General features: G+C 59.5%; 23 protein-coding genes and 1 tRNA gene. 19 read left to right on the forward strand and 5 right to left on the reverse strand.

The genetic code is table 11. The features are described from left to right. Positions 1-571 precede the first annotated feature (571 nt). The 6 genes from GFER_RS11330 to GFER_RS17765 all read left to right on the forward strand — a co-directional run bounded on the left by GFER_RS11330 (position 572) and on the right by GFER_RS17765 (position 4773). Positions 572-1273: a cytochrome b/b6 domain-containing protein gene (locus GFER_RS11330; RefSeq protein ID WP_082048043.1), complete on the forward strand. Its 702-nt coding sequence runs from the start codon at positions 572-574 to the stop codon at positions 1271-1273. A gap of 81 nt (positions 1274-1354) precedes the next feature. Next, complete coding sequence (locus GFER_RS11335; protein ID WP_040099720.1) at positions 1355-2236, forward strand: HAMP domain-containing protein; 882 nt, start codon at positions 1355-1357, stop codon at positions 2234-2236. 22 nt (positions 2237-2258) lie between these two features. Further along, complete coding sequence (locus tag GFER_RS11340; protein ID WP_040099722.1) at positions 2259-2795, forward strand: hypothetical protein; 537 nt, start codon at positions 2259-2261, stop codon at positions 2793-2795. A gap of 124 nt (positions 2796-2919) precedes the next feature. Continuing rightward, entirely contained in the window at positions 2920-3207 is a 288-nt protein-coding gene (locus tag GFER_RS11345) for a cytochrome c3 family protein (protein WP_040099724.1), read from the forward strand. A 201-nt stretch (positions 3208-3408) separates the two neighbouring features. Then, entirely contained in the window at positions 3409-4092 is a 684-nt protein-coding gene (locus GFER_RS11350) for a 4Fe-4S binding protein (protein ID WP_235264075.1), read from the forward strand. Positions 4093-4167: 75 nt separating this feature from the next. After that, positions 4168-4773, forward strand: a complete 606-nt coding sequence (locus GFER_RS17765) for a putative metalloprotease CJM1_0395 family protein (protein WP_052446316.1) — start codon at positions 4168-4170, stop codon at positions 4771-4773. On the opposite strand, the gene GFER_RS11360 is transcribed toward GFER_RS17765, so the two are convergent. Next, complete coding sequence (locus GFER_RS11360; RefSeq protein ID WP_052446317.1) at positions 4713-5912, reverse strand: MFS transporter; 1200 nt, start codon at positions 5910-5912, stop codon at positions 4713-4715. The genes GFER_RS17765 and GFER_RS11360 overlap by 61 nt on opposite strands. A 212-nt stretch (positions 5913-6124) precedes the next feature. On the opposite strand from GFER_RS11360, the gene GFER_RS11365 reads away from it, so the two are divergent. From GFER_RS11365 to GFER_RS11400, 8 genes are all read left to right on the forward strand, one after another. Then, positions 6125-6200: transfer RNA gene (locus GFER_RS11365), tRNA-Thr, on the forward strand. Between the two features lie 75 nt (positions 6201-6275). Further along, positions 6276-7361, forward strand: a complete 1086-nt coding sequence (locus tag GFER_RS11370) for a threonine aldolase family protein (protein ID WP_052446354.1) — start codon at positions 6276-6278, stop codon at positions 7359-7361. 114 nt (positions 7362-7475) lie between these two features. After that, positions 7476-8378, forward strand: a complete 903-nt coding sequence (locus GFER_RS11375) for a selenium metabolism-associated LysR family transcriptional regulator (RefSeq protein WP_040099726.1) — start codon at positions 7476-7478, stop codon at positions 8376-8378. Positions 8379-8429: 51 nt separating this feature from the next. Then, a complete protein-coding gene (gene trmB / locus GFER_RS11380; protein ID WP_040099729.1) occupies positions 8430-9122 on the forward strand; it encodes a tRNA (guanosine(46)-N7)-methyltransferase TrmB in 693 nt (230 codons plus the stop codon). Beyond that, positions 9119-10357, forward strand: coding sequence for a tRNA pseudouridine(13) synthase TruD (gene truD, locus GFER_RS11385; RefSeq protein WP_074669440.1), 1239 nt, complete (start codon positions 9119-9121; stop codon positions 10355-10357). The genes trmB and truD overlap by 4 nt, the downstream gene beginning before the upstream one ends. 92 nt (positions 10358-10449) lie before the next feature. Beyond that, a complete protein-coding gene (locus GFER_RS11390; RefSeq protein WP_052446319.1) occupies positions 10450-10782 on the forward strand; it encodes a DUF4212 domain-containing protein in 333 nt (110 codons plus the stop codon). A gap of 8 nt (positions 10783-10790) precedes the next feature. Next, on the forward strand, positions 10791-12317 hold the full coding sequence (locus GFER_RS11395; RefSeq protein ID WP_040099732.1) for a sodium:solute symporter family transporter: 1527 nt from the start codon (positions 10791-10793) through the stop codon (positions 12315-12317). A 103-nt stretch (positions 12318-12420) separates the two neighbouring features. After that, on the forward strand, positions 12421-13299 hold the full coding sequence (locus GFER_RS11400; RefSeq protein ID WP_074669439.1) for a sugar phosphate isomerase/epimerase family protein: 879 nt from the start codon (positions 12421-12423) through the stop codon (positions 13297-13299). A 28-nt stretch (positions 13300-13327) separates the two neighbouring features. Here GFER_RS11400 and GFER_RS11405 read toward each other — a convergent pair whose 3' ends face one another. Then, on the reverse strand, positions 13328-13780 hold the full coding sequence (locus GFER_RS11405; RefSeq protein ID WP_040099735.1) for a universal stress protein: 453 nt from the start codon (positions 13778-13780) through the stop codon (positions 13328-13330). Between the two features lie 320 nt (positions 13781-14100). On the opposite strand from GFER_RS11405, the gene GFER_RS11410 reads away from it, so the two are divergent. Both GFER_RS11410 and GFER_RS11415 read left to right on the forward strand, forming a co-directional pair. Then, positions 14101-14883 carry an IclR family transcriptional regulator gene (locus GFER_RS11410; protein ID WP_040099737.1) on the forward strand — a complete coding sequence of 261 codons (783 nt, stop codon included), beginning with the start codon at positions 14101-14103 and terminating at the stop codon, positions 14881-14883. 92 nt (positions 14884-14975) lie between these two features. Beyond that, the gene (locus tag GFER_RS11415; protein ID WP_161807406.1) at positions 14976-15785 is read left to right on the forward strand and encodes an alpha/beta hydrolase; all 810 of its coding nucleotides are present in this window, start codon (positions 14976-14978) and stop codon (positions 15783-15785) included. On the opposite strand, the gene coaE is transcribed toward GFER_RS11415, so the two are convergent. Beyond that, on the reverse strand, positions 15724-16386 hold the full coding sequence (gene coaE, locus GFER_RS11420; RefSeq protein WP_235264076.1) for a dephospho-CoA kinase: 663 nt from the start codon (positions 16384-16386) through the stop codon (positions 15724-15726). The two genes, GFER_RS11415 and coaE, sit on opposite strands and share 62 nt — an antisense overlap. 135 nt (positions 16387-16521) lie before the next feature. On the opposite strand from coaE, the gene GFER_RS11425 reads away from it, so the two are divergent. From GFER_RS11425 to GFER_RS11435, 3 genes are all read left to right on the forward strand, one after another. Beyond that, positions 16522-18339, forward strand: a complete 1818-nt coding sequence (locus GFER_RS11425; protein ID WP_052446321.1) for an AMP-dependent synthetase/ligase — start codon at positions 16522-16524, stop codon at positions 18337-18339. 137 nt (positions 18340-18476) lie between these two features. Continuing rightward, entirely contained in the window at positions 18477-20108 is a 1632-nt protein-coding gene (locus GFER_RS11430) for a HEAT repeat domain-containing protein (protein WP_040099741.1), read from the forward strand. Next, positions 20098-21408, forward strand: a complete 1311-nt coding sequence (locus GFER_RS11435; RefSeq protein WP_052446322.1) for an HD-GYP domain-containing protein — start codon at positions 20098-20100, stop codon at positions 21406-21408. Before GFER_RS11430 ends, GFER_RS11435 begins: the two co-directional genes overlap by 11 nt. A 60-nt stretch (positions 21409-21468) precedes the next feature. Here GFER_RS11435 and GFER_RS17770 read toward each other — a convergent pair whose 3' ends face one another. Next, on the reverse strand, positions 21469-22047 hold the full coding sequence (locus tag GFER_RS17770; protein ID WP_052446323.1) for a HEAT repeat domain-containing protein: 579 nt from the start codon (positions 22045-22047) through the stop codon (positions 21469-21471). Positions 22048-22059: 12 nt separating this feature from the next. Beyond that, positions 22060-22329, reverse strand: coding sequence for a DUF3024 domain-containing protein (locus tag GFER_RS11445; protein ID WP_040099743.1), 270 nt, complete (start codon positions 22327-22329; stop codon positions 22060-22062). Between the last annotated feature and the right edge of the window lie 50 nt (positions 22330-22379).

Consider the following 22379-nt stretch of genomic DNA (forward strand, 5'->3'; position numbering starts at 1 on the left):
CCCTTGCCCGCGCCCCCAACCTATCATGGACTCCAGGTATCCCTATTTCTATACACAATATACGCAATCTGCTTTTTCATCCACCTGAAAAGGAAACATTTGCGCCGGTTATTGGGTATACGAAAACCTCCCCGGAACGCACCGATCCAGAGATTTCCGCGAAAAACATAGCGGCAAGATCATAACAGAACATTGTGCCCAACCCAAGAAGTGCCTGGGCCGGCGCCCCAAACTGCTATTTTTTTGCCGGGCACGTACATTTTTTTTATACAGGCCACCACACGCACCCGCACATCCCCTTACACGCAGGCCTTACCCCTGCCTGGCGGCAGTAAAAAGACTTATCGCAACGGCTGGCTGCATATAATAAATATACATCTCGGCGAAAACTGAGTTCTTGCCCCTTTGCCGGAAAAAATCAAAACCTTCCTTATTATCGGGAAGTTAAAAAGAATTTGGTCAATCGGCTGCAGCTTGGCACAGCCAATGCTACGTTCCATGTTCAGTACAGCTTATGCCGCAAAAAGAAAGTGGTGACCGGCATTGGTCAATCGACGGGAGGAGGCGAGGGATGAAGCATAAACAAAAAATTTATCTGACGCCAACGCCGGTGCGCATCTGGCACTGGCTCAACGCGTTCGGCTTTCTCGCGCTGATCTTCAGTGGCGCCCAGATTCGCTATCCTGAATACGTTAACTTCTTCGGCAGTTACAAGGCTGCCATCAGACTGCATGACACCGCCGGCATCGTGGTGTCCATTTCTTTCTGCCTGTGGTTGATTTATTACCTGATCGTGGCGCGCAGTCTTCTGAAACTCTACCTCCCCACCAAGGAAGATTTACGTCTTGGGCTCTTCAGGCAGGGCCTGTTCTATTTTTTCAATTATTTCCGCGGAAAACCCAATCCCCACGTCACGACGCCGGAAAACAAATTCAACCCCTTGCAGAAATCCGCCTATGTAATCATCATGATGGTGCTGGTGCCACTGGTGATACTCTCCGGCTTGCTGCTGATGAATATCGAGCTGTTGCGCCCTGTCGTGTTGTTTCTGGGTGGAGTGAAATTCGTCGCGGGCGCCCACTTTTTGTTGGCCTGCGCGCTTATCGCCTTTTTATTCACTCACGTCTACCTGGCGACCCTCGGACACACCCCTTTTGCCCACTTCAAACCCATGTGGACGGGATGGGAGGAGCACGAGGACGCTACAGGGAAAGACGATGCTCCGGGCAGCCAGGCAAAGCCCGCAGCGCGCACCGAGCCAAAACAGCACTGAGATGTCCAATACAAAATATCCGCGCCGGCGTGGCCCCCACCCCGCCCTTTTCTTATCGAGCCGAGCGAACCGGGAGGTAGCGTGAGCACTCTAAAAACCATTGTCTCAAGGGCCCTGGTGCCGGTCGGCCTGACCGTCACCGGGTTCGTCATAGTCTGCAGCATCCTTCTGTACTCGTTCGTCAAGCAAGACCTGATTCAGGACACCATTCAGCGCGAAATCCAGCTCGCCGATATCATTGTCAAGGCAACGCGCTATTCCATGCTCAAGGATGACCGCGAATCCCTGCGCCAAACCATCAACGATATCGGTGGGCAAAAAGGCGTCGAACACGTACGCATTTTCAATAAACGCGGTGTGATCATGTTCTCCGCCCACGAGGAGGAAGTCTTACAGATGCTGGACAAGGAAGTCGCCGGCTGCATCGAGTGCCATGCCGGCGAAGTTCCAGCTGTACACCTCGGCCCCATGGACCAGGCGCGTGAATTCAAAAACGAGCAAGGCAAGCCGGTTATCGCCATCACCGCCGCCGTTTACAACGAGCCAAGCTGCTACACCGGAGCCTGCCATGTACACTCGCCCGATGAACAGATTCTCGGCACCCTTGACATCGGCATGTCCCAGGCGCCCCTACTGCAATCCCTGGCCACCTTGCGCATCCGCCTGATCATCTTCTGCCTGATGGTCATGGTCCTCACCGTGGGCGGCGTCATTGCCTTGCTGCGGCGCAACGTCTTGCTGCCGGTGCGCCAGTTGGTGTATTTTGCCGACAGGATCAGCGACGGCGACCTGAAGGCTCAGGAACCCGAAGGTACCGAGGAAGTGGCAAGCCTGGCCGCCAATTTTAAGCGCCTCGCTCAAGACCGCCACCAATGCGATGTCAAACTGGAGGAACTGCAGAAGAGAATCGACGACCTGACGCGCGAGATCAAGGCGCGGGAAAACGCCTCCAAAAGCCTGTAATTTCGGGAGTAGCTATCATACCATGAGGATCCGGCAGAAATTGCGCCGCCCGCCCCCGGAAACGCCGGAGAGTGGTACGTCCAACGACAAACAGGCGGACGCTCAAGCGCGCATCCAGCACCTTCAGGTCCTATCGCGTCGCGGCCTTTGGGGGTTGGCCGTTTTTCTGCTGATGAGCCTTGCGGCCTTCGGCCACGAAACCCTGTTGCCGCAAATTTCCCCCGGCGTACGCTCCGCCCTGGGCAGCGCCCCGCCCACCAATTTCATCAGCATCGCCCTTGTGGTGTACAGTTTCTCCGCCCTGGTGCTGATTCTCTCGCGCATGAGTTCTGGTGAAGGCAAATACAAAGGCTGGTCGCACCTCGGTTATCTGTTTGGCTTCTATGCCTTTTACTATTACGGCGAAGCGCTCGGCACTAATTTCTGGGCCGTATTCGCCGCCGGCATCACGATCATGTCACTGGAATACTATCAGATGTGGAGCTTCTGTTCCGAGTCCATCGCCAAGGAAAAAGAGGCCCTCGCCAAAGCCGAACGCCTGGAGAAATTCAACTCTTAGCCCCCCGACTAAGCTTGCCGAAACTCTTGCTTTTGGACCGATCGGACTTGACAAACCGTCACTTTCCCATTACAAATTTACCGCAGATGTTTTTTTAACCTTTTTTTTTGACAGGAGGCTTGAAATGAAGAAGTTCGTCGTGATTGCCCTGGTCGTCCTCTTTGCCGCTGCCACCGGCATTGCCGCCCAGAAAGCCCAGGATATCTACACCTACGAAGCCCGCAATGGCAACGTAACCTTTGACCATGTGAAGCACATCGAATATGAAGATGGTACCTGCGTTGCCTGCCATGGCGAAGGCGAGCCCGGCGCCATCGCTATCGATCGCGACTCCGCTCATGGCGCGTCCTGCAAAGACTGCCACGACCAGAAAGGCGGCCCCACCCGCTGCGGCGAGTGCCACATCCGCTAATCCCGACCAAACAGACCGACCCGAAAAGCCCCCATCAGGGGGCTTTTCTTTTTTCCTGCGGCATCCCCCCAAAAAAACGTTCGCCACCTCACCACATGCCCGAGATGCTCACGCCCATAAGACACAAGGCTTGACATATTCTATACTTTCATATATAAAGCTTTCTGCATCTAAAACAAACGCCAACCAAGGAGCCGCCTCGTGTCTACAGAAGCCGTCATTCACCCAAAATACCAGATGGTCTCCCAGCGTCGGGTACTGCAATGGGTGCTGCTGCCCATCATGCTGATCACCATTGCTCTGGGCTGGAAATATCCGCTGCTGGGCTTTAGCGTCGCGGCCGCCATGGCGACCGGTATGGTTGGCGGGGTCATCCGCGGGCGCTATGTGTGCGGCAACCTCTGTCCACGCGGCGCATTCTTCGATCGAATAATCGCCCCCCTTGCTCCGCGCGGCAAGGTTCCCGCGTTCATGCGCGGGATGCCCTTTCGGCTGGTGGTTCTCGCCGCGCTGATGGGGTTCATGGTGTGGCGCATTGCGCAGAATCCCGGCGATCTCAACCACTGGGGGTTTGTTTTCTGGACCATGTGCGCGGTGACCACCGCTGTCGGCCTGGGTCTAGCTTTCACCCTGCATCCCCGTGCCTGGTGCGCCATCTGTCCCATGGGCACCATGCAGAACCTGCTTGGCGGGCATAAACTGCGCCTGCAGATTGCCGCGTCCTGCCGCTCCTGCGGCAAGTGCGAAACGGCTTGCCCCATGAATCTGTCCATTGCCGCAGACAAACGGCTGGGCGCTCTCCAGGATCGAGATTGCCTCAAGTGTCCCGAATGCATTGCCGCCTGTCCGGCCAGTGCGCTGAAATGGCCGGAAGCCAAAAGCTAAGCATAAGCTTGTCGGCGAGCAGGAAATCGATTACAATCTCCACAGATAGCGACGCGATTTCCCAGGAGATGTCTTGTGCCCTCGCCACTTGGAACTGTAACCTTCATTGCACGCTATGCACGCATGGCCGACGCCAGCGTGTTTCAGGTATCGCGCCCCACCGCGGCGCCCGCGGTGGGGTCGGACCACAGCCCGGAACGCCGCTACTCTGCAAACAACAAACGCGATATTTCGGCGCCGACCGATCGCGTCACCCTGAGCGCCGAGGCCGAAGCGATTCGTGCCCTGCAAGTCCGCGACCGCCAGGTTCGCGCGCATGAGGCGGCCCACGCCGCCATCGGCGGCGCCCATGCCGGACATCCCACCTACACCCTGGAGCAGGGCCCCGACGGCAGCACCTATGCCGTCGCCGGCGAAGTCAGCATCGATACCAGCAGGATTCCAGGCGACCCGCAGGCGACGTTGGAAAAGGCTGAAATCGTTCGCCGCGCAGCCCTTGCTCCCCTTGATCCTTCACCCGCGGATCGGGCTATTGCCGCAAAGGCCACGCAAATGGCTGGTCAAGCCCGCCGGGACCTGATAGCGGGAGAAGATTCACCCGGCGCCTTCACCCTTGCCCCTCAAGATTCATCCGTCGATCGCAGACCTCCCCGCGGAGGCCTTCTCAACGTGCTTGCCTGATTTTCATCTGGATCCTGATTCGTCGGTCCCGATTTCCAGACCGCCAGCCAAGTCAGCAATGCCGCCCCGAAAAGTCCCCAAATCATGCCCTCCCAGCCGAAAATCCGATACACCGGCCCCGGCGCATAGGATCCCAGCGCCCCCCCGGCGTAATAAAAAGATACATAGAGCCCATTGATGACCCCCTTGTTGGCACCGGCACAACGGTTGAGCAGCCCCGAGGCCGTCGCGTGAGCGAGAAACATGCCTGCGCAAAACACAAACATGACACCGAACAACACCGGAACCGAAGAGACCAACATGCCGCTCAGCGACAAGGCGAACAGCCCCAGGCCCAGGCGCAGAGCCGGCATCTCGCCTCCCAGCCAACCACTGATGCGCACAGCGCTCAAAGACGTAACCAGACCCATGAGATAGCCGCTGTACATCAAGCCGATGCGAAACTCGCTGGCGTCGTCGCTGATCTCGGTCAAGCGGAAGGGAATGAAGTTCATGATGGCGGCAAATACCAGAAAAAACCCGAAGACCGCCAGATAAAGGCGTAAAAACCCGGGGCGCCGGAGGACTTCCAGCAACACCCGCGGGTGCGGTTTGCTGAGATTCAAAGAAGAGGCGTCGCGCAACCGGCCGAGAAGGAAGAAAGCCAGCAGCAGACTCGCGGCAAGTACCAGGAAGCTGTAACGCCAGCCAAAGCTTGTCGCCACCCAACCGGAAAAGGCCCGCCCCAGAAAGCCGCCCAGGATGGTCGCCGACACATAAACAGCCATGGCCCGCTGCACTGAACCCTTGCCGCTGGCCTGGGATACATAAGTCATGAGCGCGGTCAAAATGGCGGGGATCAGCGCCCCCTGGAACACGCGCACGGCCAGCAGAAATGAGAAGGTCGGGCCCCAGAAAAAAAGAACCTGGGAAATCGCCAGAAGAAAAACGCTCACCCGCAGCATCCGCCGCGGCGGTACGGACTCCAGCACATAACCGTAAACCAGCGGTGCCACGCTCAACGGCAAAAAGCAGACGGTGGTGAGCAAGGCAGCGCTGGAGCGCGACACATCAAACTCGCTCATGATCACCGGCAGGAGGGGCTGCGGCGCATAGAGAACGGACAGGGCGAGGACGGTGGTGAACAAAATCGTCGGCATAGAAACTCCATCCAGCAGGACCGGAAGGCAAACCCCGGCCGCGCTAACCCCAGGGTTTTTCGGCGAACCAGCGGCCGCAGGCAGACCTTAGCACGTATCTCCAGCAAAATCGATGACAACGCCTTGCCCCCTGAACCTGCCGCGGCCTCACCTGAAAAGCCATTGACTCCGCCGCGCGCTTGCGGTAAATACATGACCTCATGCAAAAAAACGCCACCCTAGCTCAGCTGGTAGAGCAGCTGATTCGTAATCAGCAGGTCGTCGGTTCGAATCCGATGGGTGGCTCCAACCAAACAAAAGGCTTACGGTTTTATCCGTAGGCCTTTTGTCTTTGTTTTCCTCCTGCCCCTGGGAATCGATATCATGATGAAATCAGCTCCCGCGCCGGTCCTGCAAAAAAACCAATTCGCCAGCGACAACTATTCCGGCATCTGTCCGCAAGCCTGGCAGGCCATGGCCCAGGCCAATCAAGGCACTGCCGCTGCGTACGGCAATGATCCCTGGACAGCACGGGCCTGCGATCTGCTGCGCGATTTTTTTGAAACCGATTGCCAGGTGTTTTTCGTCTTCAACGGCACCGCCGGCAACTCTCTCGCCCTGGCTGCCCTGTGCCATTCTTACCACAGCGTTATCTGCCACGAGAGTTCGCATGTGGAAACGGATGAATGCGGTGCCGCAGAGTTTTTCTCCAACGGCACGAAAATCCTGCTGGTCCCCGGCGAACACGGCAAGGTTGATCTTGACGCCGTGGCTCATACCGTCGCGCGCCGCAGCGACATCCACTACCCCAAGCCCAAGGTGCTCTCCATCACCCAGGCCACCGAACTGGGCACCGTCTATTGCCTGCAGGAGCTGCAGGCAGTCGGCGCTCAGGCGCGCCACCTGAATCTGCACCTGCACATGGATGGCGCACGCTTTGCCAACGCCCTGGCGAGCCTGGCCGCGTCCCCGGCCGACATTTCCTGGCGCGCCGGCGTCGACGTGCTCACCCTCGGCGGCACCAAAAACGGTATGGCCGTGGGCGAGGCAGTGATTTTCTTCAACCGCGGCCTGGCCGAGGAATTCGACTACCGCTGCAAACAAGCCGGCCAGCTCGCCTCCAAGATGCGCTTTCTCGCCGCACCCTGGATCGGCTTGCTGGAAAGCGGCGCCTACCTGCGCAACGCCGCCCACGCCAATCGTTGCGCGGCGCTCCTCGAAAGCGAACTGCGCAAGATCAAGGGCGTCACACTCACCCACCCACGCCAGGCCAACGCCGTCTTTGTCAGCATGCCGCCGTCTTTGATCGAGAGCTTAAGGACGCGGGGCTGGCACTTTTATACCTTCATCGGCTCGGGCCATGCCCGCTTCATGTGTTCGTGGAACACCCTGGAGGCGGATATTGCAGCCCTGGTTGCCGACATGCGCGAACTTGCCGCCAGGCTGCCGGATCAGGCGCCGCCCGAATAGCTGAACCAGACCTAAGGATTCAGCGGCAATGCCCAATCGCGCCGCAGGCGATGCCGTCGCGGTCTGCGGTGCATGCTGAACAGTTACAACCTGACCTACCCTTCAGGAGTCTTCATGGATCTTAAACGCCTCGAAGTATTTTGCCGCACCGTCGAGCACAAAAGCTTCACCCGTGCCGCCGAAGCGCTGCTGCTGTCCCAACCGACGGTCAGCGAACATATCCGCCACCTGGAGGAAATGCTCGGCGAAAAACTGCTCGACCGGCTCGGACGCGAGGTGCAACCAACCCCGGCCGGACAAATTCTTTATCAGTATGCCCAGCGCATCCTGCGCCTCAAGGACGAGGCGTGCCAGGCCCTGGAACACTTCCGCGGCAACCTCGCGGGCCATCTCAGCCTGGGCGCCAGCACCATTCCCGGCGCCTATCTGTTGCCGCGTCAGATCGCCGCACTCAAGCGGCAAGTGCCTGCCGTGCAGGTGAGCCTGCAAATATCCGGCACCAGCAACATCGAGAGTGGACTGCTGCAAGGCGAGCTGGAACTGGCCCTCATCGGCGCCCAGGCCAAGGACGCGCGCCTGGAGTGCCGTGAGCTGTTCCGGGATGAAATCGTTCTGGTCGCACCACCCGAGCATCCCCTGACGCGCAGACCCCAGGTCAGCCTTGAGGATTTGCGGGACGAGGATTTTCTCTTGCGCGAGCGTGCCTCAGGTACCCGCACGGTCACCGTGCGGGCGTTACGCGAACAGGGCTTCGACCTGGAAAAAGCCAGGGTGGTGGCCGAACTGGGCAGCGGCGAGGCCATTCGCGAAAGTGTCAAGGCCGGCATCGGCATCGCCTTTATCTCATCGTTGGCGGCCGCCGAGGAGCGCAGCCGCGGCACCCTGGCCGTCGTACCCCTGACGGACTTCTCCCTGCGGCGCCCCTTTTTCCTTGTCCATCGGCGCAATCGCGAGCTAACTCCCGTGGCGCAACTTTTCTGCCGGCGCCTCGCCGAAGCCGCGGCCATTGCAAAATAACCGGGATTATGTTACCAAATCGTGCCGATGTTGCGGCAACGAGGATGTTTTATGACCCAACGCATGATTCTGATCAATTCACCCTTCTTTTTTTCCGAGGAACGCGTTAAGACCGTGGCCGACTGGTCAGAGGTGTTCGGAAACTCTGCCCCCCTATCCCTGGAAATCGGCTGCGGAACCGGCCACTTCATCGTCGAACGGGCGCGGCGCAACCCGCACCGCAACTACCTCGCCATCGATATCTTCAACCGCGGCTGCCACAAAACCTGCCGCAAACTCGAAGACGAAGGCATTAGCAACGTGCGGGTGGTGCGCGCCGAAGCGCGCCATTTTCTCAGCCACCATATCCGCCCGGCGAGTCTCGGCGAAATTTTCATCAACTGTCCCGATCCCTGGCCGAAAAAACGCCACCGGCGGCGCAGGCTGGTCAGTGCCGAATTTCTTCCCCTGATGGACTTCGCCCTGCGCGCGGATGGGGATTTTTATTTCAGCTCCGATGTCGCGGACTATGCCCGGGATGTGGCACACCTGCTAAGCGAACATCCGGGCTATGGACCCGCCCACGCAGCGCCTCTGCTCAACGAGTTGCCCGATTATCCGCGCTCGAAATATATGCTGCGCTCCCTCGAACAGGGCGGCCCCATGTATTTCGTCCATTTCCGCCGTCAGGCGCGGAACGTTGAGGTCGCTCCACCTCTCGTCGGCCCCGGCTTTCGCGTGAACTGGGCAACGAGTTGTCCGTGACACCCTATCTATCCGCGCATTTTCCCGGAACCGGCGGGCACATCAAACAGACCCCTGAAGATTTCGAGGTCGAGGAACTTCCCCTGTATCGGCCCTGCGGCGAGGGGGAACATCTGTACCTGTTTGTCGAAAAAAGGGGACTCACCACCCTGGACCTGCTGCGTCACCTGGCCCGCGCTTTCGGGCTGCGCGAACGTGATCTGGGTTACGCGGGGCTCAAGGATGCCCGCGCCCTCACGCGCCAATGGATTTCCCTACCCGGGGTGCGCCGCGAGCAGCTTGGCGAACTCGATCTGCCTGGCGTGCGGATCCTCGAAGCTGACTATCACCGCAACAAGCTGCGCCTCGGTCATCTTGCCGGCAACCAGTTCCGCATCCGCATTCGCGGGGCAAACACCAACACCCTGGAAACCACCCGCGACGTTCTCCACGTCCTCGCGCAGGTGGGCGTCCCCAACATCTTCGGCTCCCAGCGCTATGGCGTGCTCAACAACAGCCATCTCATCGGGCGCGCCCTGGTGGCCGGCGACTTCAACGAAGCGGCCCGGCAGATCCTCGGCGACCCGGCTGCTATTCAGGATCCCCGCTGGCGGCAGGCAGCCCAATCCTTTCGCGACGGCGATTTGAGGGCAGCCCAGGCAGCGCTACCCAGACACATGGCGGATGAACGACGCCTGGTGAATTCGCTAATGTCCGATAAGGATGTGCGCCGTGCTGTCCTGGCCTTTCCTCGACGTAAGCTGCGCCTGTATCTTTCCGCCTGCCAGTCCTGGCTATTTGATCGCCTCGTCGCCATGCGCTTATCGAGCCTTGACGTGCTCTGGCCCGGCGATCTGGCCTATATCCACGGCAAGGGCGCCTGCTTTCAGGTGGATGACCCGAACATCGAGCAACCGCGCGCCGACAAATTTGAAATCAGCCCCTCGGGACCGCTTTTCGGCACCAAAGTGCGCCTGGCGACCGCCCAGGCCGGCCTGCTCGAAGAAAGTCTGCTGGCCGAAGCCGGCTTAAACCTGGAATCCTTCCGCCTGCCCGCCGGCTTGACCATGGAGGGCGAACGGCGTCCGCTGCGGGTGCCTCTGCACCAGCCGGCGGCTCATCCGCTGGACGCTGACCTTGAAGTCACCTTTTCCCTGCCGCGCGGCAGCTACGCCACCAGCGTGATACGCGAGATCATCAAGGACGGCGGCTGCGTCGCCGAAGAACCTGGGCCGGGCGGCGCACAAAACGGCTAAGCAACTTCTCAGGACGCCGCGTCTATGGTAAAGTTTCTCTCACTTCATCCAACCGGCCCGGCCTCTTGCGCCTGCGGCCACGGAGGAACCCCATGACCAGCCGCGCACCGCAGTCAAAACCGCCCAGCGATGATTACCGTGTCAATTTCTTTCGTCCCCGCCCCGGCTACATGCGCCAGAAGGTGACCTACATCTGGGTGCTGCTCACCAGTTGGACAGTCTTTACCTTCGGCTTTCAACTGCTGCTGGCCTGGACCAGCCGCACGCCCGAGGGCGAGGGCCTTTTCACCGATCTCAGCATCTTCGGATTTCCCTTCCATTTCTGGTACAGCGGACATTTTCTGATCGTCTGGTTCATCGTCTTGTGCTTCCTCTTCAATACCTTCGTCGATCGCCTGACCCAAACCTATCGCCCGCGCAAGTAGGAGCTGCCATGATTTTTGAGGGGTTCAAATGGAGCCCGGCCCTGATTCTGCTTCTCACTCTGGGGGCGTTTCTCGTCGCCGGCCTGTTCAGCCGGATTCGCGGCGGCAGTGAATACTATCCGGTTGCCGGCGGCACCACGGGGGTCGTTGGGGCCGGCGCGTCCATCGCCTCGAACTGGATGAGCGCCGCGTCGCTGCTTGGCATCGCCGGCATTTTTTATCTACAGGGCTATTTCGCCCTGGCTTACGTCATCGGCTGGACCGGCGGCTATGTCCTGCTGCTCATCCTGCTTGCCGGGCAATTGCGGCGCTTCGGCAAATTCACCGCACCCGAATTCGTCGAAGAGCGCTACGCTTCACCCGCGGCGCGCCTGCTCTCGGCCATCATCGCCATCATTATTTCCCTGATCTACTGCGTCGCCCAATACAAAGGCATCGGCCTGATTTTCTCCTGGATCTTCGGTTTCGACTACACCCAGTCCCTGCTGTTGGGCGCGGCGGTTGTCATGACCTACATTGTTCTTGCCGGCGCCCTCGGCGCCAATCGCAACCAAAAATTTCACTATACGGTGCTGATTCTGTTTTTCATCGTTCCGCTGATGGTCATCGCCAACAAAATGAACTTTTTCTGGGTCGTGCCTCAGTTCGGCTACGGCCCCGCCCTGCACGAACTCAGCGGGCACACCCGTGGTGCCTTCACCCAGCCTTTTGCCCATGCGGGAGTGCTGCAATGGTGCGCCCTGGCCTTCACTCTGATGGTCGGCACCGCCGGCCTGCCCCATGTGCTGTCGCGCTTCTATACCGCGCCCAACCTGCGCGATGCCCGCTGGAGCGTCCTCTGGGGCATTTTTTTCATCGGCCTGCTGTACTGGAGCGCACCGGCCTACGCCATCTTCGCCCGCATCTGGCAGGCGCGGCGCGGTATCGTGCCCGATGCCGAAACCGCCCGGCAGACCGCGGACATCGTCGTCATCCTGGCGGGCGAGTGGATCGGATTGCCACTGTGGCTCACCGGCATCATCGCCACCGCCGCCATCGCCGCCGCCTTTTCCACCGTGACCGGCCTGCTCATCACCGGTGCCGGTGCCTTCTCCTACGACATCTATTTCCGCCTGCTCAATCCCAACGCCAGCCAGAGCCAGTGCGTGCGGGTCGCCAAGGGCGCAACCCTGGTTATGGCCCTGGTGGTGGTCCTGCTGGCGGTCAATCCGCCGGGGCTGATCGCCGAGATCACCGCCGTGGCCTTCGCTCTGGCCGGCAACACCCTGTTCCCAGTGTTCGTACTCGGTATCTGGTGGGATCGCACCAACAAGTACGGCGCCATCGCCGGCATGCTTACCGGCATAATCGTGACCTTTTCGGCCTTCTTCCTGCCGCAGATGGTGCCCGCCCTGCAAGGGATACTGCACCCGACATCCTCAGCGCTCCTTGGCGTTCCATTGGTTTTCGGCGTAATGATCGGCGTTTCCCTGGTTACCCCGCCGCCGCCGGAAAACATCCGGCGTTTCCTCGCGGAAAAAGTGCATGCCCCCTGACGCGGCCGCCGACCATCGGCGGCGCGCGTGGCGTTGACAGCGTAGCCAGGTTCTGTAAAATGCGAAATTTTAAAACAATGTTCTATTTTTACGGGGATTGTACATGAAGCTGATCCTCTCAGCAGGCAGCCTTCATACCCTGCCCCTGGAAAAAGTCTTTGAACTGGCCAGGGACACAGGTTTCGACGGCGTGGAAGTCATCATCAACTATGACTTCCAGTACCAGGACAATCTCGCCTACGTTCGCGACCTGCAACAGATTCTGCCTATCGCCTCACTGCATGCGCCTTTTTTTGAGATCGACGGCTGGGGGAACAAGATGAATCAGCTCACCCGCACCGCCAATCTCGCCCTGGAGGCCGGCATTCCCTTGATCAACTTCCACCCGCCCTCGTGGATGGCGTTTGAGTGGCGGTTCTGGCGCTGGCTGAAAAAGATCCGTGATTTTCAAGAGCAAATCGGACACAACCAGGTGATCATCACGATGGAGAACATGCCCTGCACCGGCGCCTTCAAAAGCAATCCCTACTATCTCGGCCAGACCCGAAAAATGATTGACTTTCTCAAACACCACAACCTGTTTCTGACTTTCGACACCGCCCACATGGGCACGTCAAAAGCCAACTTTCTAAGTGATTTTCATCTTTTCTACGATTCGGGCATGATGCGCAACATTCATTTCTCCGACTACGGCTATGGAAGGGAACACTTGCTGCCCGGCCATGGCATTCTGCCCCTGACCCGTTTTCTTAACCATCTGCGCGAAACCCAATACAATGAAGCGCTGGTACTCGAACTTACGCCACGAGAATTTCCGGAAGAAGAGGAGATGATTCGCGAGAGTCTGGCGGAAATTTTTTCCTACCTGTGCCAGGAAACCCGCCACCGGGTGCCGTTGCGCGATCAAGATCGCGCGGCTGCGGAGGGAGAGGATGAATTGGTTTCCGAAGAGAACCTCGGCGGGGAGCCGTTGGGGGTTTAGTCGACACGGACTCGGTCGTATCGGCGGACTAGCGGACGATATACACCGAACAGCGGGCGTGCAGGGCGACCTTGGTGGAAACGCTGCCGAGCAGAGCGCGCTTGACGCGCCCGGCCCCCGAGGAGCCGATGACGATGACCGAAATTTCTTCCTGCTCGGCGAAAGCGAGTATTTCTTCCGCCGCATCACCGTAAACCACGACGTTTTCAAGGGCCACTCCGGTTTCGGCGGCGACTTTTTCCACCACATAGAAAATGCGCTTGCGCTGCTCCTCCCAGCCGGGGCGCTCCGTGGGCGGAGGCGAGGGCATGAAATCGGTGAAGGATGGCGCGCGCGTCCCGGGAAGGACAATAATGGCGTAGATTTTGCTTCTGAAACGTGTTCCAGAAGCGACAGCCAGGCGCACGGCCTCCTCGGCCGCCTTGTCCGACTGGGGTGAGCCATCGATGGCCACCAGTATCTTCTTGCTGAGATTAAGCATGTTTTCTCCCCGGTTGCGTACTGAAAGATCCGCAGTCAAAGGTAGCCAACCGGCGGGGTAAAGTCAACAACGGCACGGCGGCGGCCACAGAATTGTTTCATTATGCTTTGTGTTGACTTTCATAAAACAACATTTTATATTTCTTGTGTTTGTTCTACCTCAAAGTCGTGCTGAAACTCATCGCAAACACCTGTACGGCCGGGGTTTGCATGGTCGCGACCACGCATTGTTGCTTGACATATGGTGCATATTCTCTAAGATGGTAAATCTTTTTATTTCCTTTGTCCGCGTAATCGATTCGAAAAAGGATCAAGACCACCATGGCCAGAAAAGAGAAATCCGAATATATCATTCAGGCGGTCTCTCACGCCCTCGATCTGCTTGAGCAGTTTCACGACGATGTCGACGAACTGGGTGTCACAGAGCTGAGCAAACGGCTGAAGCTGCATAAAAACAACGTCTTCCGCCTGCTCGCCACCCTTGAGTCGCGCGGCTACATCGAGCAGAACAAGGCCACCGAGAATTACCGCCTCGGGCTCAAGGCTCTCGAACTCGGACAGACGTTCATCAAGCAAATGGGGCTGTTGCGCCAGGCCAAGCCGATCCTGGAAAAAATCGTTGAGCAGTGCAACGAAACTGCCTATGTCGCCATTTTCAAGGAAGGCTTCATTGTTTATCTTGACGTGGTTGAAACCAATCTGACGGTGCGCGTGGTTTCACGCGTCGGATCGCGCATGCCGGCCTACTGCACCGCCGCGGGCAAGGTTCACCTCGCGCACATGTCCGACGAAGAGGTCGACAGCCTATTGCCGACGCGTGAACTCAAGGCCTTCACGCCCAACACCATCAAGGATCGCGACACCTTGCACCAGCAGTTGCGCGAAGTTCTGGAAAAAGGCTACGCCATCGACGACGAGGAACTTGACCTCGGTGTGCGTTGCGTGGCCGCGCCCATTCGCGACTATACCCGCCGCATCGTCGGCGCCATCAGCGTATCGGGTCCGACCATGCGTCTTGGCGAGGAGCGCATCGCGCAGGAAATCGTGCCCCTGGTTCTCGAATCGGCGGAAGAGCTTTCCACCCGCCTGGGCTTTCATAAATAGTCCCGGACCAACCAGCGTTCATACACCCAACGCCTCCTTGTTTCAAGGGGGCGTTGCTTTATCCGGATAACCGACGGGGAGATGGCGGCACCGTGCAGAGCCTGATTGAGAGCGAAATCGCCCGCGCTCGCGCCGATGGCTGCACACGGCAGGAAAATCTACCGTTTGTGCTGGGCGACGGAGCGGCTCGTAACGCGGTGCTTCTGGTTCACGGTTTTTCCGGCTCGCCCTGGGAGATGCGGCCCTTGGGCACCTATCTGGCGGGACGCGGCTTTCTTGTCTACGGTTTGCGCCTACCCGGCCACGGTACAACACCCGAAGATCTCGCCGGAAAAACCATGGAAGAGTGGCTGGAGACAGTCGCCGCAGGCCTTCGCCGCCTCTTTGCCACAGGGACCTCAGTTTCGGGAGTGGGACAAAGTACCGGAGCGTTGCTGTTGCTGCTCGCCGCCTTGGAGCAGGCCCCTGCGGGGATGGTGCTTTTGTCGCCCTTTCTCCAGGTGCGCCACCGCCTGGCCCCCGCAGCCGGCATTCTGCGCTTCTTCAAGACCTATCAGAACACCTCGGTCACCCCGCAGAACCTGCCCTTTTATTATGATCGGCGGCCTGTTGAAGGCATGCATCAGATCAACCGCATCACCCGTTGCCTGCGCCGCCGCCTGAAGCAGATCAAGAGCCCGACCCTGATCGTCAGCGCGCAGGGCGACCGAACAATCCTGGTGCCGAGCGCCATGAGGCTCTATCAAGAACTGGGCAGCGCCCATAAGGAATATCATCTGTTCGGCCCCGAGGCTCCACATGTGCTCACCACTCCCGACAATCCCCGGCAGGGCGAAACCCTTACCCTGACGGCAAGCTTTCTGGCTGGTCTCTACCGGCAGCAGACGTCGTCAATTTTCTGAACAAGTCCCTGACCTGCACCTGGGTCTGAGCGGGGGAGCCCGAATTGTCGATGACATAATCGGCCCGCGCCAGCTTATCCTCCTGGGGCATCTGCGCAGCGATACGCAAGCGTGCGGCCGTTTCATCCAGGCCGTCGCGCGCCATCAGTCGGCACAACTGGACCTGAGGTGCGACCTTGACCACCAGCACGGCGTCGACCCGCCTTTCAGCACCGACCTCAAACAACAACGGCGCCTCGTACACCACGAGCGGCGCCTGGGTGTGCCGCAGGCGCTCAAGATGCGCCTGCGCAAGCTGCGCAATAGCGGGATGCATTATGGCATTAAGATCGCGGCGCGCTTCTTCGTCGCCAAAAATAACGACCGCCAAAGCCTCCCGGTCAAGGCTGCCGTCCGCGGCTAGGATCCGGGGGCCGAAGCGCTCGCGCAATTGCCCCAGGACCGGCGAGCCCGGCAGCACAATCTCACGCGCCAGATCATCGGCACTGAGCGTCGCCGCACCCAGCTGCCGAAAGGCCTCGGTCACGCGGCTCTTACCTGAAGCGATGCCGCCGGTGATCCCCAACACCCGCACTGACTCTGTGCCCTCTGGTCTTGCCATTGTGCGCCCCTTCAGCCTACCGACAGGCTTTTTTCCTTGTGATATAATCAAGTTGGATACTTTGTAGCTGGTCAGCATGCAGCTGAATGGATCGCGACATCTTTTATCGAGACGATCAACCTCCCGGAGCCGCCCATGAATGACACCATTGTTCGCATGGTTTTGAGCAATGCCGAGAAATGGTCCCAACAGCCGGCCCTGATGCATAAGGAACAAGGCACCTACCGCAACATCACCTGGCAGCAACTCGGCGAAGAAATTCATCGCTTCGGCCGCGCGCTGTTGGCGCTGGGCACCACGCCCGGCGCACGGGTGGCCATCATCGGCCCCAATTCACCGCGCTGGGCCTTTGTCGATCTGGGCTCCATGGCCTGCGGCGCAGCCACAGTTCCTGTTTACCACACCGAAGGACAAGACGCCATCGTCCACATCCTGGCCGACTCGGGAAGTCGAACCGTTTTTGTGCATTCGGCGCGCATCGGCGCCGAACTGTTACATCGACGGCACGAGTTGCCGGAACTCAAACAGCTTGTTTTCCTTGCGCCCGAGCTGAGTCATCCCGGGATCCTGTCCCTTGAAGAATTTCTTTCCGGCGGGGACAAGATTCCACCCCGGCAGCTGGAAAGCACCTTAGCCGCGGGCAAACCGCGGGATCTCGCCACTCTGGTTTACACCAGCGGCACGACAGGCGCGCCCAAGGGCGTGATGCTCAGTCATGCCAACATCCTGTCCAACATTCAAGACGTGGCATCGTTGTTCCCCATCGGCCCCAGCGACATCTGTCTGTCTTTCCTGCCCCTGTCCCACGTTTTCGAGCGGGTCGACGGTTACTATTTCATGCTCTACCGGGGCGTCACCATCGCCTACGCCGAGAGCATCGAGGCGGTGCCGGTCAATCTCGCCGAGATTCACCCAACGATCATGATCAGTGTGCCGCGTCTTTACGAAAAGATGTTCGCCCGTATCATGGAACGGGTTCTCTCCGGCCCCTGGCTGCGCAAGCAGATCTTCTTCGGAGCGCTCAAAGCCGGACGTTCCGGAGCCGCCCTGCGCCTCGCCGGAAAAGAACCAGGGGCGCCCTTGGCCCTGCTTCTCAAGTTGGCCGACCGGGCGGTGTTTTCCAAGTTGCGCGATCACCTTGGTGGCCAGTTGCGCTTTTTCGTTTCGGGCGGCGCACCGCTGAGCGTCGATATCGCTGAATTTTTCCTGGCAGCGGGGATCGACATTTACGAAGGTTACGGCCTGACGGAATCGGCCGGCGGCATCACCGTCAACACTCCTGACGCGCGTCGCCTCGGCACCGTCGGCCGACCCTTTGCCAGCATCGAGGTGCGCATTGCCGAGGATGGTGAAATTCTGCTGCGCGGCCCAGTTATTTTCCAAGGGTACTGGCAGCGCCCCGAGGACACCAGCGCGGCCTTCGACGACGGCTGGTTCAAAACCGGCGACAACGGCGAATTCGACGCTGATGGATTTCTGCGCATCGTTGACCGCAAAAAAGATATCATCATCACCGCCAGCGGTGAAAACATTGCTCCACAGAACATCGAAAACCATCTAAAAACAGATAAATTCATCGCCAACGCCATGATCTACGGCGACCGCAAGCCCTACCTGACCGCGTTGCTTGTTCCCAACCTCGACAACCTGGAAAAATTTGCGCGGGAACAAAAACTCGATTTTCTCGACCATTGCGACCTGGTCAATCACCCCCAGGTGCTCTCCCTGGTGCGCAGCCGCGTCGACCGCTTGCAAAAGGACATGGCATCCTTTCAGCGCATTAAGCGCTTCACCTTGCTGGCGCAGGATTTCAGCAAGGAGGAAATCACCCCCACCATGAAGCTCAAACGTCAGGTGGTCACCGACCACTATGCAGACATTCTTGAGGGAATGTACGCCGCCAAGGACCATGGTGTGCATGACAGCGGGTTCTGCCAGGTCGAAAACACCTGAGCGGGAGAAAAGATCCTTATACAAACCCGCCCGCGCAGGTCCCCGCGCGGGCTTTACAAATACCGGTTCCGCGGCTATTTTAAAGGGGCTCGACCCTCCCCCGGCAGTGCTGAGGCAAGAAAGGAACCACACCTTCGGTGAGCACTTCGTCAACAGATCCAGCGCACCTTGAAGAAACCTTACGCAACCTGGGCATCGTCATCAGGGCGGTGAACCTCTACCCGCCCCACCATCCGGCCCGAGCCCAGGCTGTTGATGCGGCGTGCGCGCGTTTTGCCCAGGCACTCGCGGGCCATGAACATCTAGATATTCAGGTCCGTAAAGACCATTTCGAACACCGGGCTCAAGCCATCGCTCCCGGCAACCAGGCGCTCAAGAAACTTGCCCGCCGGCTTTTCGAGCGGCGCGTCGAAATGTTGATCGTCCTGCCTGACCTCAACCCCCGTGATCTTGAGGAATGGGCCGGCCTTATCGCCTTCGAGCCCGAAGAGATCTTGCGCCGCGGCGGTCTACCGAAATTAATGCAAGGGGCAAACATTACCACGCTCTGGGTCAACGAATCGGATTTCGCCCGCATCCTCTCCCTGCGCCGGAAGCTGGAAGAGCAGGCCACCGAGGAAGAAGCACCTTCCGCCAACGGACAGGAGACGGATGAGGAAGCTGAGCATGCCGAGGCGCTGCTGGAAAATCTTGCCGCGCTGATGGCTGCCGAGGCCTCTTCGCAGTCGGCCGCCAAGGCACAAGGCCCGGAGGAGATACTGGCACGCATGGAGGAAGAGGCCAGCGACGAAAACTATCGCGTGCTCTTGCGTGAAATGGTGGACGCGCTCTGGAGAATTGATCCCTATGACGAATTTCCGCGTCTTTCGGCCTGCCTGCGTGCGTTGGGCCGCAAATGTCGCGATCCACGCTTGAGCGAAACCCGCCGCGATGCCTGCCGCCGCGCCCTGGAGGATCTGGTCGATGAAGACTTGCGGCAGGGCCTGATTCAGGAAATGTGCCGCCAGGATACGACCCACGACAACTCAATCCAGGTACAGAACTTGCTGCTTCTTCTTGGCGAGCCGGCCGCCGAAACCCTTGCCGCCCAACTGGCGCAGGAGCCCGAGGCCCACGCGCGCAAAATTTTGGCTCAGACTCTGGCACGTTTTGCCGCAGCGGCCTTGCCTGCCCTGACCCGATTACTCCACGACGATCGCTGGTATGTCGTGCGTAACGCCTTGGCGATCATCGGCGAAATCCGCGACCCCACTCAGGTCGGGAATTTGGCGGTATTTCTCGGTCATTCCGATGTGCGCGTGCGTCGCGAGGCGATTCGCGCCCTGACCCGCGTCGGCACACCACAGGCCATGGATGTCTTGCTGGTAGCGGTGGAAGAGGGCAACGAGGATCTGCAACGCCAGGCCCTGCTGTTTCTCGGCGCACTCAAACAACGCGCGGCCCTGCCGCACCTGCTGCGCTTTGCCACCCGGCGTGATCCCCTGATGCGGCGCGCCGAGCTGACGCGCGGTGCGGTGCGTGCGTTAGGAGAAATCGGGGACGCAGAGGCGGTGCCTGCGCTGATCACACTTCTCAACCGTCGCAAGCGCCTGCGCCGCAGGCGTTACCAGGACATTCAGGAGGAAGCAGCCCTGGCCCTCGCCCGCATCGGCAGTGACGAAGCTCTGGCGGCACTGGCAGCGACCATGGAACAGAACAACGGCAGGCTGGCCCAGACCGCCGCGCGTGCGCTTCAGGAAAGGACACAGACCGGCGACCATGGACATTGAAGCTCTGAAAAAATTTGTTCAAACCTTGGCCGGAGCAGCCCAAAGTATCCGCCTCTACCCTCCCCAACATCCTCTGGTCACCCGTCAATTGCAGATCTGCGCGGGCAATCTGGCCATGCTCTTCGAAGAAAAAAGCGCCCTGCGGCTCGGTCTGGCCGACGGCATCCTATTCTGCGATGAGTACCTGTTCAGAGAATCAAATCCGGCCCTGGCCGAAATGACGCGACTACTCCAAGCCCTGGAACTCGAGGGGCTGGAGTTGCGCGCCGGAATCCAGCCTGAGGAATTCACGGAGTTTTTCACCCTGGTCAATCAGGGTGGATGGCAGGCGCGCGGCCTTGAGCAGACCCTTGAGGCGCAGGGCATTCACCACATTATTCCCCTGCGCAAGGAAGACGAGCCGCGCAAGATCTTTCGTCGGGCCCTCGCCGTTGCCGAACATATCTGCCAGGATGTCACCCTCGGCCGCACCCCGGCGACGGATGACGCCGCCGCGGCGGTGCGCGACATGGTCAGATCGACCCTGAGCAATCCCCACGCCTTGACGGCTTTATCCCTCATCAAGGATTACGACAATTACACCTTCCAGCACTCGGTGAACGTAGCGGTCATTGCCATCGCCGTGGGCCGCGCCTGCGGAGCCAGCGAGTTGGAATTACATATTCTGGGCCTCGGCGGCCTGCTACACGATCTGGGCAAGCTCAAAGTCGATATCGGCATTATCAACAAACCCGGCCGCCTGACCGACGAGGAATTTGAAGCGATCAAAAAACACCCCCGCCTCGGAGCGGGGATTGTTGAACAAATGCAGGGTATTCCACAGGAAGTTATCGACATCGTGGGCGGCCACCACCTGCATTTCAACCGCAAGGGTTATCCCGCTGACCTGGTCGGTCGCCCCCTGTCACGCCTGGTCGACATGGCGGCCGTCGCCGACGCCTTCGACGCCATGACCACCCTGCGCGCCTACCGGCGACCGGTCAGCCCCCGTCAAGCCGCCCAGGAAATGCGTCGGGCGTCGGGGACACTGCTGCACCCCGAGTTCCTCGAAAAATTTCTCCGATTCCTCGGGCCGTATCCCGTCGGCACCGCCGTGCGCCTGCGCAGCGGTGAAATCGCCCTGGTCACGCTTATCGCCGGCGAGGAACGTCAGGATCTGCGTCTCAAAGTTCTGTTCGCAGCCTCTGGCGCACACCTTGAGAGACCTTATTTTATCGACCTACCCGAGGAAAACCTCGATCAAATCGTTGGTGAGGTTGACCCTTTCCTCCTCAACATCGATCTCGATCAGCATCTCTGAGGATGGTATCTAACCCCGTGCCAGGCACCCTCTTCGGTGCGACCCATTTTTTCGCCCCTGTCAGGGTTCATCTTTGATTTCCAACCGTCCCAGGGCGACGGCGGCGGCGCGACGCACCGGCGCGCGACTGTCACGCAACAAAGCCAGCAAGTATTTTTCACTTTCAGCGGCCCCGATGCTCCCAAGGGAAGTGGCCGCCGCCGCAACCACTCCGCTGTCCTCATCCCTGAGCACTGCCGCCAGGTAGGGCACCAGGCGCGCATCGCGAAAGGCGCCGAGGACTTCGGCGGCATACATGCGCACCGCCGCCTCGGGGTCGCGCAAGCGTTTGGCCAATTCGGGCAAAGCCCGGGCCTCGGCGCGCGCGCCCAGCACCTGCACCGCAGCGGCGCGCACGTCGGGATCCGGGTCCTCGAGCAGCCTGAGCAAGGCCTCCGGCACACCGGGGGCACGGACCTTTTCCAGGGCGAACAAGCAGTGGATGCGGTGACCACGATCCGCCACAGCAAGTCCTCCGAGCAACTGCTGCAGATGCAGCAGCGGTTCCAGCGCCTCAAGGGATGCCGCCGCTGCGATGCGCACCTGCGGATCACCATCTTCCAAAGCCGCCATCAAGGCCTTGCGCCGTGTTTCCAGCATAGATTTTGTCCGCTATTCGAAAAAAAGATAATGGGGATGCTCACCGAGATAATCGAGGCACGCATCCAGAGTTCCCTGAAATTCAATGATTTCCCAGCGCTCCTGGTTGTGAAAATACTCCATGCGCCAGCGTCCCGCGGACGGCGTCGGAATCAGACGGGCAAAAAGGTCATCGCCTCGGGCGAGATGCACCTCGGCGTCCTGGCGCGTCGCCCGGCAACCGGCCAGGCGGCTGTGTTCGGCGATTTTTTGTCGTACGATGTCGAGTTGGGTATCTTGCATCAGCGCACCTCCCCATGGCTGGCCCTAACGAGCTTCTGCGTCAAGTATAC

This window comes from Geoalkalibacter ferrihydriticus DSM 17813, assembly GCF_000820505.1.
GTDB lineage: Bacteria > Desulfobacterota > Desulfuromonadia > Desulfuromonadales > Geoalkalibacteraceae > Geoalkalibacter > Geoalkalibacter ferrihydriticus.

Excerpts from the sequence above, each read along its gene's own strand:
- GFER_RS11330 (WP_082048043.1), top strand. The coding sequence starts at position 572 with ATGAAGCATAAACAAAAAATTTATCTGACGCCAACGCCGGTGCGCATC.
- GFER_RS11340 (WP_040099722.1), top strand. The coding sequence starts at position 2,259 with ATGAGGATCCGGCAGAAATTGCGCCGCCCGCCCCCGGAAACGCCGGAG.
- GFER_RS11345 (WP_040099724.1), top strand. The coding sequence starts at position 2,920 with ATGAAGAAGTTCGTCGTGATTGCCCTGGTCGTCCTCTTTGCCGCTGCC.
- GFER_RS11360 (WP_052446317.1), bottom strand. The coding sequence starts at position 5,912 with ATGCCGACGATTTTGTTCACCACCGTCCTCGCCCTGTCCGTTCTCTAT.
- GFER_RS11370 (WP_052446354.1), top strand. The coding sequence starts at position 6,276 with ATGATGAAATCAGCTCCCGCGCCGGTCCTGCAAAAAAACCAATTCGCC.
- GFER_RS11375 (WP_040099726.1), top strand. The coding sequence starts at position 7,476 with ATGGATCTTAAACGCCTCGAAGTATTTTGCCGCACCGTCGAGCACAAA.
- trmB (WP_040099729.1), top strand. The coding sequence starts at position 8,430 with ATGACCCAACGCATGATTCTGATCAATTCACCCTTCTTTTTTTCCGAG.
- GFER_RS11390 (WP_052446319.1), top strand. The coding sequence starts at position 10,450 with ATGACCAGCCGCGCACCGCAGTCAAAACCGCCCAGCGATGATTACCGT.
- GFER_RS11395 (WP_040099732.1), top strand. The coding sequence starts at position 10,791 with ATGATTTTTGAGGGGTTCAAATGGAGCCCGGCCCTGATTCTGCTTCTC.
- GFER_RS11400 (WP_074669439.1), top strand. The coding sequence starts at position 12,421 with ATGAAGCTGATCCTCTCAGCAGGCAGCCTTCATACCCTGCCCCTGGAA.
- GFER_RS11405 (WP_040099735.1), bottom strand. The coding sequence starts at position 13,780 with ATGCTTAATCTCAGCAAGAAGATACTGGTGGCCATCGATGGCTCACCC.
- GFER_RS11410 (WP_040099737.1), top strand. The coding sequence starts at position 14,101 with ATGGCCAGAAAAGAGAAATCCGAATATATCATTCAGGCGGTCTCTCAC.
- coaE (WP_235264076.1), bottom strand. The coding sequence starts at position 16,386 with ATGGCAAGACCAGAGGGCACAGAGTCAGTGCGGGTGTTGGGGATCACC.
- GFER_RS11425 (WP_052446321.1), top strand. The coding sequence starts at position 16,522 with ATGAATGACACCATTGTTCGCATGGTTTTGAGCAATGCCGAGAAATGG.
- GFER_RS11435 (WP_052446322.1), top strand. The coding sequence starts at position 20,098 with ATGGACATTGAAGCTCTGAAAAAATTTGTTCAAACCTTGGCCGGAGCA.
- GFER_RS17770 (WP_052446323.1), bottom strand. The coding sequence starts at position 22,047 with ATGCTGGAAACACGGCGCAAGGCCTTGATGGCGGCTTTGGAAGATGGT.
- GFER_RS11445 (WP_040099743.1), bottom strand. The coding sequence starts at position 22,329 with ATGCAAGATACCCAACTCGACATCGTACGACAAAAAATCGCCGAACAC.